The sequence below is a fragment of the Micromonospora yongxingensis genome, assembly GCF_052601155.1.
In genome coordinates this window covers 17111-28843 of the sequence record NZ_JBQXEO010000029.1, presented here as the reverse complement: position 1 = coordinate 28843, position 11733 = coordinate 17111, and the positions used below count along the sequence as shown (strand labels likewise).

14 protein-coding genes are annotated in these 11733 nt (G+C 74.2%); 3 read left to right on the top strand and 11 right to left on the bottom strand.

Going from position 1 to position 11733, the window contains the following annotated elements; all coding sequences use genetic code 11:
* Nucleotides 1-109: 109 nt before the first annotated feature.
* Nucleotides 110-547 carry an ATP-binding protein gene (locus tag ACTWLT_RS26980; protein WP_252416149.1) on the bottom strand — a complete coding sequence of 146 codons (438 nt, stop codon included), beginning with the start codon at nucleotides 545-547 and terminating at the stop codon, nucleotides 110-112.
* The gene (locus ACTWLT_RS26975; protein ID WP_252416150.1) at nucleotides 544-900 is read right to left on the bottom strand and encodes an STAS domain-containing protein; all 357 of its coding nucleotides are present in this window, start codon (nucleotides 898-900) and stop codon (nucleotides 544-546) included. The genes ACTWLT_RS26980 and ACTWLT_RS26975 overlap by 4 nt, the downstream gene beginning before the upstream one ends.
* Before the next feature lie 140 nt (nucleotides 901-1040).
* Here ACTWLT_RS26975 and sftH point away from each other — a divergent pair, with 140 nt between their 5' ends.
* The 3 genes from sftH (at nucleotide 1041) to ACTWLT_RS26960 (ending at nucleotide 4473) form a co-directional block, all read left to right on the top strand.
* Nucleotides 1041-3473 carry a DNA 3'-5' helicase SftH gene (sftH, locus tag ACTWLT_RS26970; RefSeq protein WP_445320744.1) on the top strand — a complete coding sequence of 811 codons (2433 nt, stop codon included), beginning with the start codon at nucleotides 1041-1043 and terminating at the stop codon, nucleotides 3471-3473.
* 95 nt (nucleotides 3474-3568) lie between these two features.
* A complete protein-coding gene (locus tag ACTWLT_RS26965; protein ID WP_252416152.1) occupies nucleotides 3569-3772 on the top strand; it encodes a hypothetical protein in 204 nt (67 codons plus the stop codon).
* Between the two features lie 122 nt (nucleotides 3773-3894).
* Nucleotides 3895-4473, top strand: coding sequence for an LURP-one-related family protein (locus ACTWLT_RS26960; protein WP_445320743.1), 579 nt, complete (start codon nucleotides 3895-3897; stop codon nucleotides 4471-4473).
* 142 nt (nucleotides 4474-4615) lie between these two features.
* On the opposite strand, the gene ACTWLT_RS26955 is transcribed toward ACTWLT_RS26960, so the two are convergent.
* The 9 genes from ACTWLT_RS26955 to ACTWLT_RS26915 all read right to left on the bottom strand — a co-directional run bounded on the left by ACTWLT_RS26955 (nucleotide 4616) and on the right by ACTWLT_RS26915 (nucleotide 11669).
* On the bottom strand, nucleotides 4616-4993 hold the full coding sequence (locus ACTWLT_RS26955; protein ID WP_445320786.1) for an Rv3654c family TadE-like protein: 378 nt from the start codon (nucleotides 4991-4993) through the stop codon (nucleotides 4616-4618).
* 110 nt (nucleotides 4994-5103) lie between these two features.
* On the bottom strand, nucleotides 5104-5484 hold the full coding sequence (locus ACTWLT_RS26950; protein ID WP_445320742.1) for a TadE family type IV pilus minor pilin: 381 nt from the start codon (nucleotides 5482-5484) through the stop codon (nucleotides 5104-5106).
* 68 nt (nucleotides 5485-5552) lie between these two features.
* Nucleotides 5553-5720 (bottom strand): DUF4244 domain-containing protein, encoded by a 168-nt coding sequence (locus ACTWLT_RS26945; protein ID WP_081883916.1) that lies wholly within the window; start codon nucleotides 5718-5720, stop codon nucleotides 5553-5555.
* 20 nt (nucleotides 5721-5740) lie between these two features.
* Nucleotides 5741-6382, bottom strand: coding sequence for a type II secretion system F family protein (locus ACTWLT_RS26940; RefSeq protein WP_445320741.1), 642 nt, complete (start codon nucleotides 6380-6382; stop codon nucleotides 5741-5743).
* Entirely contained in the window at nucleotides 6382-7320 is a 939-nt protein-coding gene (locus ACTWLT_RS26935) for a type II secretion system F family protein (RefSeq protein ID WP_445320785.1), read from the bottom strand. Before ACTWLT_RS26935 ends, ACTWLT_RS26940 begins: the two co-directional genes overlap by 1 nt.
* 263 nt (nucleotides 7321-7583) lie before the next feature.
* Nucleotides 7584-8795 (bottom strand): TadA family conjugal transfer-associated ATPase, encoded by a 1212-nt coding sequence (locus tag ACTWLT_RS26930; protein ID WP_445320740.1) that lies wholly within the window; start codon nucleotides 8793-8795, stop codon nucleotides 7584-7586.
* Complete coding sequence (ssd, locus tag ACTWLT_RS26925; protein ID WP_445320739.1) at nucleotides 8792-9895, bottom strand: septum site-determining protein Ssd; 1104 nt, start codon at nucleotides 9893-9895, stop codon at nucleotides 8792-8794. Before ssd ends, ACTWLT_RS26930 begins: the two co-directional genes overlap by 4 nt.
* Nucleotides 9896-10107: 212 nt before the next feature.
* On the bottom strand, nucleotides 10108-11118 hold the full coding sequence (locus tag ACTWLT_RS26920) for a CU044_5270 family protein (RefSeq protein WP_445320738.1): 1011 nt from the start codon (nucleotides 11116-11118) through the stop codon (nucleotides 10108-10110).
* Nucleotides 11118-11669, bottom strand: coding sequence for an RNA polymerase sigma factor (locus ACTWLT_RS26915; protein WP_445320737.1), 552 nt, complete (start codon nucleotides 11667-11669; stop codon nucleotides 11118-11120). Before ACTWLT_RS26915 ends, ACTWLT_RS26920 begins: the two co-directional genes overlap by 1 nt.
* Nucleotides 11670-11733 lie beyond the last annotated feature (64 nt).

Here is an 11733-nt window from a genome sequence, read left to right as displayed (position 1 = left end):
GTCTCGATGATCTTCGTCGCTGTGTTATGAAACGAAATCTGATATAGGGCCCGGTCCATGACAAGAAGGCCGCATCCCGGTGGGATGCGGCCTGTGGAACGGGAACGGGTCAGCGGCCGACGGGCCACACCATCCGCACCTCGGTGCCGATGCCCTCGTCGACCGGACGCACCTGAAGGTCCTCGACGAAACCGGCGAGCAGCGCGAAGCCGACACCCGTGGTCAGCGCCTCGTCGGTGAGCGACTCGTTGGCCAGCTCGTCCGGCGGCAGGGCCGCCAGCCCGATGCCCGCCTCGATCGGCGCGCGATCCACCACCCGCACCGAGTACGACCCCGAGTCGGACATCTCCACCAGCACCGGGTCGGCCAGGCCGTACTGGCGGTGCAGTGCCACCGCCCGGGTGCACGCCTCGCCGATGGCCAGGCGAACCTCGTCCAGCAGGTCCTCCCGGACCCCGGCGCGCCGGGCGACGGCGACACCGACCAGCCTGGCGGTGCGCACGTGCACCGGCGCCGGGGAGAAGGAGAGCCGGACCGTCGCCATCACGCGCTGGCGCCGCTCGGCTCCGCGCCGACGGCAGCATCGACCGTGGGGTGCAGCGGGAACACCTGGTCCAAGGCGGTGATCCGGAAGATCTTCAGCAGGGGCTCCTTGTCGCAGACCAGGGCGAACGAGCCGCCGGCCGTACGCAGCCGCTTGAGCGCGCCGACCAGCACGCCCAGCCCGGTGGAGTCGAGGAAGTCCACCCGACCGAGGTCGACCACCACGTGTCGGGCGCCACCATCGATCAGTTCGAGGAGCCGTTCGCGGAGCCGGGGCGCGGTGTAGACGTCCACCTCACCGCCGACCTCGAGCACCGTGTGCTCGCCCACGGTGCGGGTCGCCAGCGACAGCTCCATCGGTCCTCCTCGCCAGAGCCGTAAACTCTCCTGGGCATCTAACCACTACCGCCGGGACACCCTGCGGTCACCGGCGGAGCCTTCCCTTTACCCCCGGGCCCGACTTTTCATCTCCGAACACCAGTGCGAGAGTGCAGGACGTGACTGACGACAGCTTCAGCTCGGCGCGCCTGTCGCCGGGCCACGACCTGAAGCCGTCGTCCCTGGCCACCGTATCCGCAGGCCCAGGCACCGGGCCAACGCCGGTCGACCTGCTGCGCCGACTGCGCGCCCGGGGCGCCGGCGACCCGGTCACCCACGTCGAGCGGGTGCCGGCCCGCGCCGGGGTGCCCGCGCCCTGGCCGACGTGGGCACCGGCGGAGCTTCGCACGGCGTTCGCCCGCCGCGGCGTGGTCGCGCCCTGGCAGCACCAAGCCGAGGCGGCCAACCTGGCGTACGACGGCGGGCACGTGGTGGTCGCCACCGGCACCGCGTCGGGCAAGTCGCTCGCGTACCAGCTCCCGGCGCTGGCCACCCTGCTCGCCGACCCCCGTGCCACGGTGCTCTACCTGGCGCCGACCAAGGCGCTCGCCGCCGACCAGCTGCGGGCCGTCGCCGCACTGGAGCTGGAGGGGGTACGCCCGGCCTGCTACGACGGGGACACTCCGCGCGCCGAGCGGGAGTGGATCCGCCGGCACTCCCGGTTCGTGCTGACCAATCCGGACATGCTGCACCACGGCATCCTGCCCGGGCACGCCCAGTGGTCCGGGTTCCTGCGCCGCCTGGCGTACGTGGTCATCGACGAGTGCCACACCTACCGGGGGGTCTTCGGCTCGCACGTGGCGCACGTGCTGCGCCGGCTACGCCGCCAGTGCGCCCGGTTCGGGGCCTCCCCGGTGTTCGTGCTCGCCTCGGCGACCTCCGGCGACCCGGCGACCGCGGCCGGCCGCCTGACCGGCCTGCCGGTGACCGCGGTCACCGAGGACGCCTCACCGCGCGGCGGGGTGACCTTCGCTCTCTGGGAACCACCGCTGCTTCCGCCCGACTCGGGGGCGGCTTCCTCGTTCCCCCCACCGCAGCCGACGGGCGGGCACGACGAGACGGCGGACCTCGTCCAGGTCCGCCGGTCGGCCCTGCGGGAGACCGCGGACCTGCTCGCCGACACGGTCGCCGAGGGGGTACGCACGCTCGCGTTCGTCCGCTCCCGCAAGGGCGCCGAGGTGGTGGCGGCCAACGCACGCCGGGCGCTGGACGACGCGGTGCCCGGGCTCGGCGACCGGGTCGCCGCGTACCGGGGCGGCTACCTGCGCGAGGAGCGCCGCGAGCTGGAGCGCGCTCTGCTGCACGGCGATCTGCTCGGCCTGGCCTCCACCAACGCCCTGGAGCTGGGCGTCGACCTCATCGGGCTCGACGCGGTGCTGATCTGCGGCTACCCGGGTACGCGGGCGTCGCTCTGGCAGCAGGCGGGCCGCGCCGGGCGCTCCGGACAGGAGGCCCTCGCGGTGCTGGTGGCCCGGGACGATCCGCTGGACACCTACCTGGTGCACCACCCGGAGGCCATCTTCGGGGCGCCGGTGGAGGCGACGGTGCTCGACCCGGCCAACCCGTACGTGCTGGCCCCGCAGCTCGCCTGCGCCGCGGTCGAGGCCCCGCTCACCCCGGCCGACCTGGCACTCTTCGGTGACGGGGCCAAGGAGGCTGTCGACGAGCTGGTGGCGGCCGGTGCGCTGCGGCAGCGGCCCACCGGCTGGTACTGGCGGCACCGGGAGCGCCCCGAGGTCGACCTGCGCGGCGAGGGCGGCGCCCCGGTCTGCGTGGTGGAAGCCTCCACCGGCCGGCTGCTCGGCACCGTGGACGGCGGCTCCTCGCACTTCCTCCTCCACGCCGGCGCGGTCTACCTGCACCAGGGCGTCTCGTACGTGGTCGACGAGCTCGACCTCGCCGACGGGTGCGCGCTGGTGCACGTCGAGGAGCCGGACTGGTCCACCCACGCCCGGGACGTCACCGACCTGTCCGTGGTGTCGGTGCGCTCCTACGTCGACGCCGGGCCCGTCGGCATGTTCCTCGGCGAGGTCGACGTGACCAGTCAGGTGGTGTCCTACCAGCGGCGCCGCATCGCCACCGGCGAGGTGATCGACACCCGGCCGCTCGACCTGCCCACCCGGGAGCTGCGCACCGTCGCGGTCTGGTTCACCCTGTCACCACAGTCGCTGACCGCCGCCGGCGTGCAGGCCGCGGACGTACCGGGTGCGCTGCACGCCGCCGAGCACGCCGCGATCGGCCTGCTGCCGCTGATGGCCACCTGCGACCGGTGGGACATCGGTGGGCTCTCCACCGCGGTACACCCGGACACCGAGGCGCCGACCGTCTTCGTCTACGACGGGCACCCGGGGGGCGCCGGCTTCGCCGAGCGGGCGTACGGGACGGCGTCGGCGTGGCTGCGGGCCACCCGGGACGCCATCGCGGAGTGCGGCTGCGAGACCGGCTGCCCGTCCTGCGTGCAGTCGCCGAAGTGCGGCAACGGCAACAACCCGCTCTCCAAGCCGGACGCGATCCGGGCGCTCGACGTGGTGCTGGCGAACCTGCCCGCCTGAGCCTGGTTGCATGATCCGACGCCACACGGGGAATAGCGTGGGAGCGCTTCCATTGATGCATGTCTCGCCGTTCACTCACGCACCGAGGAGGAGCCGTGGCCGACACCATCGCCGAGACCGTCGACCTGCTCTACACCATCGACCAGGAGAAACTCACCCTCGACCAGCAGATCGCGCTCGGTTCCGCGCTGGCCGCCCTGGCCCAGGCGGAACGGCTGGAGCAGATCAACGAACGGCTGCGCGGGATCCATCAGGTCCTCAACGGCTGGGCGCTGCGCGCCACCGTCGACGGTCGCTGACCTCCACGGGCACCGATCAAACCGGGTGGATCTTTCGCTGGTGGGAGCGCCGGGGGACGCGGGCCGGCGGTGGTCGCAAGGCTGTGCGAGACTCCGGCGCATCATTCCCCTGAGGAGACCAGATGCAGCTCGACAACTTGCAGACCCTGCGGCAGTTCCACATCCGCCAGCGACTCCGGATGATGGTCAACCAGTACGAGGTCCGGGCGGTCGCCCCGGACGGCACCGAGGGTGAGCTGCTGGCTTTCGCGCAGCAGAAGCGGCTCGCCTTCAAGGAGCAGGTGACGATCTACACCGACGACTCCAAGCAGCAGGCCCTGCTCGGCTTCAAGGCCCGCCAGCGCATCGACCTCGGCGCCACGTACGACGTCACCGACGCGGCCGGCAACCCGATCGGCCTGTTCCGCAAGGACTTCGCCCAGTCGCTGCTCCGCTCCACCTGGCACGTCGAGCAGGCCGGCCTGCCGCAGGTGACGGGCCAGGAGCGCAGCCTGCCGGTGGCGCTGCTGCGCCGGTTCGTCGACTCGCTGTCCTGGCTGCCGTACCACTTCGACTTCGTCGCCGACGGCCAGACCGTCTTCTCCGTGGTGAAGAAGTGGGGCCTGCGCGACAAGTACGTCGTCGAGGTGCACAACCCGCAGATCGACCGCCGCCTGGTCATCGCGATGGCCGTCGCCCTCGACGCGCTCCAGGCCCGCTGACGCACCCGGCCCACCGGGCCACTCTGCGCTCGGCCGCTGGCCGGGACACGGGCCCACCGGTCCGTGTCCCGGCCAGCCGGCTGCCAGCCACCGGATCGGCTGCCGACCGGATCGGCTGATCGCCCGGCAGTGGTCGAACCAGTCAGGCCCGCACCGGTCCGGCGCGGGCCGTGGACGCCGCGACACGGGTCAGACCGGGTAGGGGCGTGACTGTCACCTCGACGGTCACCAGCACGTCGAGCCCGTCGAGGCGACAGTCCGCGAGACGTCCACCGTTGCGACCGGCGATGTCGGCGGCGAACGCGCAGGCGGCCGTGCCGCCGTCGAACACCCTGCCTGCGCCGGCCAGCGCACCAAGGTCCGCTGCCACCGCCGCCCGCTGAGCCGCCATCGCGGTCGCGGTGACGGCAGCGCCGAACGTGCCCACCAGCACGAAGACCAGCCCCAGCGCCAGCAGAAGAACGCTTGCACCACCCCGATCGAGGGACAACTGCTCGACTCCGGGCCGCTCGGCGTCCAGCCTCTCCTCGTCCGACCGGTCGATCTCCAGGTGGTCCGCGTGTTGTCGCTGTTGGCGGAGGTGCGGCGAGCCGGGCGGGGTCTGGTGCGCCGGAACGACCGGGCATTGGTTCACCGGTTCACCTCCCCGGCCCCGGGTTCGACGGCCGCGACGGCGGTGGCCTCCACGGTCATGCGCGGTAGCCGACCGCCGAGCGCACGCACCGGCGCCCGTACGGTCGCCCGCACCCGGTCGCCCTCGATCGACACCGACACCTCCGCCCCCGGCGGCGCCGCGCCCGGGCCGCCGGTGCTGCCGTCCGCGCCCCGCGCGGCGGCCAGCGCCGCCTCCCGCGCGACGTGCAGGCAACTCGCCTGGGTGCTGACGGCCGTGACGGTGGTCAGGCCGGCGAGCAGGAGCAGGAGCAGCGCCGGCAGGCCGGCCGCCAGTTCGGCGGTGAAGGACCCCCGGTCACCGTCGCCCGGCCGGTCGACGACGACGACGCGGACCATCCGCCCGCCACCGGTCGGCCACCCGGCGGTGCCGGTCCCCCGATCGCGGCCGGCCTGCCGGCGCCGGATCACTTGAGCGCCCGGTCGATGACGGCGGTCAGAGCTGACTGGACGTTGCCGGAGGTCAACACCTTCAGCAGGATCCCGGCGAAGGCGACGGCGGCGAGAGTGCCGACGGCGTACTCCGCCGTGTTCATTCCGGCGTCACCGCGCAGGCGGGCGATGAGTTTACGCATGGCTTTCCCTTCTCGATGGGTCAGAGCACGTCGCCGAGGACGGCGACGATCACCGGCACCAGGCCGGCGAGAATGAACGCCGGGAGGAAGCAGAGCCCCAGCGGCAGGACGATGAGCACGCCCGCCCGGCGGGCCGACGCCTCGGCGGCGGTGGCCCGGTCGGCACGCAGGTCGTCGGCGAGCCGGGTCAGCGCACCGGCCAGAGCCGCCCCGCTGTTCGCCGAGCGGAATGCGGCTGCGGTCAACCGCTCCGCCCCCGGCACCCCGTCCAGCGCGGACCACGCCTCGGCCGGGCCGCCGCCGAGCAGCAGGGTGCGGCCGACCCGGGCCAACCGCTCGGCGAGCGGGCCGTCGAGCGCCTCGGCGACAGCCAGCACCGAGCGGTCCACCGGGGCGCCCGCCCGCAGCGCCGCAGCCAGCAGGTCGGCGGCGAGCGGCAGGTCGCCGGCCTCCCGGAGCCGCCGGTTGCGCGCGGCCGGCGACTCGATCCGCCGCAGAAGCCGGTCCAGCAGTAACGCGGTCGGGACCGCGCCGAGCAGCCCGAACCAACCGCCGATGACCACGGCCACGGCGAGCCCGCCCAGACCCGCTGCGAGCCGGATCGCGTCCGGCCGCCGGCCGACCACTGCGCTCGGACCCGCGACGGAAACCGTCCGGGACATCAACCGGCCCGCCCCGGCGTCGCGCCCAGGCGTTCGGCCCAGAACAGACCAAGGACCTGCAGGGCGACCGCGAGCACCGCGCAGACCCCGCCGACCGTGCTGTGCAGGAGGACCGCCACGGGATCCACGCCGATGCCGTACCCGAGCCCGATCCCGCCGATCGGCAGGGCCGCCAGTAGCCAGGCCGTGGCCCGGGCCCCGGCCGCCTGCGCTGCCGCAGCGGCCAGCCCTCGGTCGGTCGCCCGGGCGTCCGCCTCGATCCGCTCGACGAGATCCGCCAGCGGCGCACCCGTCCGGTCCGCCAGCCGCACCGCCGCCGAGGTGAGCTGGCGAAGCCGGTCCGGCCCACCCGCGGAGGCGATCTCGACGACCGGCGGGACGGGCAGACCCGCCCGGAGATCCGCCGCGAGACCGCAGAGCTGGTCCAACCCGCGCCGTCGGATCCGCTCGACGTGTCGATTCGTCCGCCACCGCAGCAGAGCGCGCACGGCCAGCGTGCCGTAGGCGGCAACCGCGACGGCGGCCACCGGCCCGGCCAGCACGGCGCCGACACCGGCTCCCAGCAGGCCGACAAGCAGCAGCATGCGTGCCGGCGAACGTGGGGCACGCGGTGGGATCGGCTGCCCACCAGCCCCGGCGGCGGTCCTGGTCGTCGAGTCGACGGCCCGAAGTCCGCCGCCGTCGACTGCTGCCACGGTGAACGGATCGTCCCGAACCGACAGGTCCGCTTCGATCACTGGCACGGAGGCTGGCGTTACCGGCGGCCGCTCGGTGTCCGGTGCGAGGGCCACCGGCCGGGCGGTACCGGCCGGACCACGGGGGTCGCGCCGGGTCGGCGGACGTTGCGGACCTGCCGGTCGCGTGGATCCCACTGCGCCGCCCGCCGCTCTCGGCCAGGGCTGGTCGCCGCTGACGTCCCTGGTGGACCAGCCGGTCAGCGTCCGCCGGCCGCCGAAGTTCCGGGCTACGGGCGGCTGGTGACCGGAGGAGGGTGGAGTGCCGAACCCATCGACAGGGACGTCCAACCCGTGACCGAGTTCTCTGACCCATTCCACCAACGCTTCGTCCGGGTCGGCACCGCCGTTTCCACGGCCGGCCGTCGTCAACACGCGGCGGCGACGGCCCCGGATGCTGTGCACAGGCCAGGCCACGAGTGCCGCGGCGGCCAGCAGCAGTGCCACCACCAGCAGCGCCCCGCCCGTCATGCCGGACCCGCCGATCCGGGCCACGGCTCGCCGAGGATCGGCGGCACCGCCACGCCACGGTCCCGCAACAGCGCGCCGAACGCCCGGGCGGCCAGCCCGAGCCCTCGACCGCGTACCCAGGCGGGCACCACGGTGACCACCCGGTCGGGGCCTTCCGGGAGCAGCAGGCAGATCGATTCCAGGACCCGTCCCCGATCGCCGCGGCGGACCTGGAACAGGACCTGCAACGCGGCGATCACCTGAGCGTGCAGCGCGGCGCGCGGCAGCCCACCCAGCATGCCGAGCGCCTCCAGCCGGGCCGGCACGTCGGATGGTGTGTTGGCGTGCAGCGTTCCGGCGCCCCCGTCGTGGCCCGTGTTCAGCGCGGCCAGCAGGTCGACCACCTCGCCACCCCGGCACTCGCCGACCACCAGCCGGTCCGGACGCATCCGCAACGCCTGCCGGACCAGGTCGCCGAGGCTCACCACGCCCGATCCCTCCACGTTGGCGGTACGCGCCTGCAGCCCCACCACGTGCGGGTGCCCCGGTTGCAGTTCGGCGGCGTCCTCGACGAGCACGATCCGCTCGGTGGCCGGCACCAGCCCGAGCAGCGTGTTGAGCAGGGTGGTCTTGCCCGACCCCGTGCCGCCGGTGACCAGGTAGGCCAACCGGGCTGCGACGACGGCGGCGAGCACGGGTGCCACCGGTCGTGGCACGGTCCCCTGGCTCACCAGCTCGTCCAGCGTGAACGGTCGGTGCCGGAAGGTTCGCAGGGACAGGTACGGGCCTTCGGTCGCCACCGGCGGCAGTACGGCGTGCAGCCGGGTGCCGTCGGGAAGCCGGGCGTCGGCGTACGGGGAGCCGTCGTCGAGCCGCCGCCCGGCGCTGGCGATCAGTCGCTGCGCCAACCGTCGAACGTCCTCGACCGTGCCCACCGGGACCGCCACCTGGTGCAGCCCCGCTCCCCGGTCGACCCAGACGCGCGTCCCGTTGACGAGTACGTCGGTCACGTCCGGGTCGGTCAGCAGCGGGGCCAGCGGCCCGGCGCCCACGAGGTCGTCGTGGACCCGGTCGGCGATCCGCAGCACGGCGGTGTCGCCGAGCACCGCCGCGGTGGGTTCGGCCCGTACCGCGGAGACGATCGCCGCCGGGGTGACCGGGGTGGTGGCCGCGGCGATGCGCTGCCGTACCCGGCCGGCGAGGGTGGCGTCCTCCGGCCGGCCGCTCATGCCGCACCCGTGGCCGGTACGCCGGTGAGCTCGGTGACGATCCGCTGGCAGAGGGCGGCCAGCGGGCCCTTGCCGGCGGCGGCCGGAGCCTCGCCCCGTTCCAGCCCGCGGCAGAGCCCTGGCTCGGGGCGCAGCGTGCCGGCGAGGGGAAGCCCGAGGGCGCGTGCCACCTCCGTCGCGCGCAATCGACCCGGCGCGGGACCGCGTACGACCACCGAGAGTGCGGCGCAGTGCGGGACGGCGGCGGCCACCACGCGCGCGGCCGCGGCGGTGGCGCGCAGCTCGGCCGGGACGACGACGAACGCCTGGTCGGCCGCCTGCAACGCGATCACGGCGGCGTCGTCCAGCTGTCGAGGCAGGTCGATCACCACGAAGTCCCGGCCACGCCGAGCCGCGTCCACGGTGGCCGCCATCGCCGCTGCGGGCAGCGGCAGCAGGTCGCCGCGGTCCCAGGAGAGCACCACCAGGTCACCGCGGCTGGGCAGTGCCCGGACCAGCGCCGGGGCGTCGACCCGCCCGTCCGCACCGGTCAGCGACGGCCAGCGCAGCCCTTCCAGCTGCTCCCAGCCGAGCACGAGGTCGAGACCGCCGCCGAGTGGATCGGCGTCGACCAGCAGCGTGCGAAGTCGGGCCCGCGCGGCCGTCACGGCGAGCCCGCCGGCGAGCACGCTCGCCCCAGCGCCACCCCGCCCGCCGAACACCGCGACGATCCGCGCGCCGGAACCGTCCGGCCGGTCCGGGTCCTGCTCGGCGAACCGGTCCACCAGCCACGGCTCGGCGGCGGGCAGCGCGGCGACGTGCTCGGCACCGATCAGCTCGGCGATCTGCCAGCCGGGGTCGATCTCGCCGGCTCGGCCGACCAGCACCAGCCGGGGTCGGTGCGGCAGCCGCGCGCGAAGGCACGACTGCGCCTGGTCGGCGCCGAGCAGCACCAGCGGCGCGGGCAGCCAGCGGGTGCGGGCGGCCGCCGGGTCGGCGGCGAGCTCGACCTCGGTCCCGCCTGCGGCGGCGAGCCGGAGCAGGTCGTCGAGCAGGTCGCCGTCCTCCGTGACGATCAGGGGGAGTCGTCGGATCGGCGGAACGGAGGTACGGGGTGCCATCGCGGCCTCCAGCGGGTCGGGCTCGGGTGTGCCGCCGACCCTGCTCGGAATCCGCCCCGCGAACCGTCCCGACCGCACTGCCTGTGGACAACGCGGCGGCCTGTGGACAACGCCCGCCGACCCACTTGATCTGCTACGCGCGCCAGGTCAAACCGGCCCGAACACAGACGCAGCGGGGCCGCTCCCGAAGGAGCGACCCCGCTGTCGGCCGGTCAGCCGATCCGGTCGGTCCAGGCGGTATCGAGGATCACCTGGTACGAGCTGATCCGCACGGGTGCGAGCGTCAGCCGCTCGTGGGCGAGCAGTTCACCCGTTTTCGGGTCGAAGATCAGCAGGGACTGGGCGTCGTGCTCGCGGTCGTCGAAGGTCACCGCCACGCCCTTCCGTCCGGCGCGGTCGGTCACCTGCCCTCGCCACCGGAAGCCGGGAACGTCGGCGAGGACCCGGAGGATCTCCGCGCGGGTCTGACGCGGTACGACGTACCGCCCGTACACCGTGCTGACCTCCTTGCTCACCGCACCCGCTCCGTGGACGACCTTGAGCAGGTCGCGCAGCTGCGACCTGTCGGTCGGCAGCGGCGTGAGGTCCCTGGGTGGCAGCGGAACGCTGGCGGGTGCGGGCGTGCCGGCGACGCCGGGACGCGTCCAGGGGTTCCGCTGCCAGTAGTCCCGGGACTCCTGATCCGGGTACTGCGGTTCCAGTTGGACGGTGACCTGGTTGCCGGTCCCGTCGGCGGCCTGCCAGACCTTGGTCTCGTCGGCGAAGGCAACGTGGTGGCGGCCGTCGGAAGAGGTCATCACCGGATCGCCCCACAGTTTCGTGTGGTGGTACATGTAGCGCCCGCCCCGGTTGTCGTACCCCGTGCCGACCAGCTTCCCGGCCAGGGCCCGCAGCTGCGGGCCGGCCGGCGGCGCTTCCGAGGCGAACTGGTACGCGACCGGCACGAGCACCGAACCCGGTGCGGCAGCCGGCACGTCCGCGGTGTCCGGGGTGGCCCCGCCGAAGGGCTGGAGGACCGCCACGGCGCCGGCCGCGACCGCCATGGTCCCGGCCGTCAGGACCAGCCGCCGGGTCGGGCGTACCCGGCGGTGATTGGTTGTCGGCTCGGCCTCGCCGGCCCGGTCGATCAGGTCGCGCGCCGAGACCGGGGGTCGCGTGACGGCGGCGGCCCGGGCCGGGTCGGCCGGGCCGAGGAGGCTACGGGTTCGCTCTGCTCCGAACATCACAGGTCCTCTCGAATGCTGGCCAGCACCGGACGTCGGGGCCGGACGGGGCGGTCTGACATCGCTTCGGTGAGGCGTCGGCGGGCACGGTGCAGACGCACCGCCACGGTGGTGCGGGCACAGCCGAGTACCTGGGCGGCCTCGGAGACCGTCAGCTCCTCCCAACCGATCAGCCGGAGGATCTCCTGATCGAGGTCGTTGAGAGTCGCCAGGGCCGCGCGGATGTCGGCGACTCCCACGGTGGCGTCAGCGCCGGACGGGTGCGCCACCCGCGCCAGGTCGGCGTCGCTGATCGGCAGGACGTCCGGGGCGGCGCGCCGGGACCGCCACTGGTTCGCCAGGAGGCGCCGGGCCACCCCGTACAGCCAGGGCAGGCTGCGGTCCGGCACCTCGCCGCGGCGCCGCCAGGCGACGACGAAGACCTCCTGGGCGAGCTCCGCCGACGCGTCCGCGTCGGCGAGTCGACGCAGGCCGTACCTGACGATGTGCGCGTACTCGGCGGCGTAGAGGCTGGTGAACCAGTCCTCGTCGCGTTTCCTCGGTGGACCCACCCGAACCCCCATTGCCTCGGCGACTCTCACCTTGGCTTGTGTCGCGGCCGGCCCGACGATTACC

Bases quoted from the DNA above. Each gene is read 5' to 3' on its own strand.
- ACTWLT_RS26975 (WP_252416150.1), bottom strand. From the start codon at position 900: ATGGAGCTGTCGCTGGCGACCCGCACCGTGGGCGAGCACACGGTGCTC.
- ACTWLT_RS26960 (WP_445320743.1), top strand. From the start codon at position 3,895: ATGCAGCTCGACAACTTGCAGACCCTGCGGCAGTTCCACATCCGCCAG.
- ACTWLT_RS26950 (WP_445320742.1), bottom strand. From the start codon at position 5,484: ATGGTCCGCGTCGTCGTCGTCGACCGGCCGGGCGACGGTGACCGGGGG.
- ACTWLT_RS26945 (WP_081883916.1), bottom strand. From the start codon at position 5,720: ATGCGTAAACTCATCGCCCGCCTGCGCGGTGACGCCGGAATGAACACG.
- ACTWLT_RS26940 (WP_445320741.1), bottom strand. From the start codon at position 6,382: ATGTCCCGGACGGTTTCCGTCGCGGGTCCGAGCGCAGTGGTCGGCCGG.
- ACTWLT_RS26930 (WP_445320740.1), bottom strand. From the start codon at position 8,795: ATGAGCGGCCGGCCGGAGGACGCCACCCTCGCCGGCCGGGTACGGCAG.
- ssd (WP_445320739.1), bottom strand. From the start codon at position 9,895: ATGGCACCCCGTACCTCCGTTCCGCCGATCCGACGACTCCCCCTGATC.
- ACTWLT_RS26920 (WP_445320738.1), bottom strand. From the start codon at position 11,118: ATGTTCGGAGCAGAGCGAACCCGTAGCCTCCTCGGCCCGGCCGACCCG.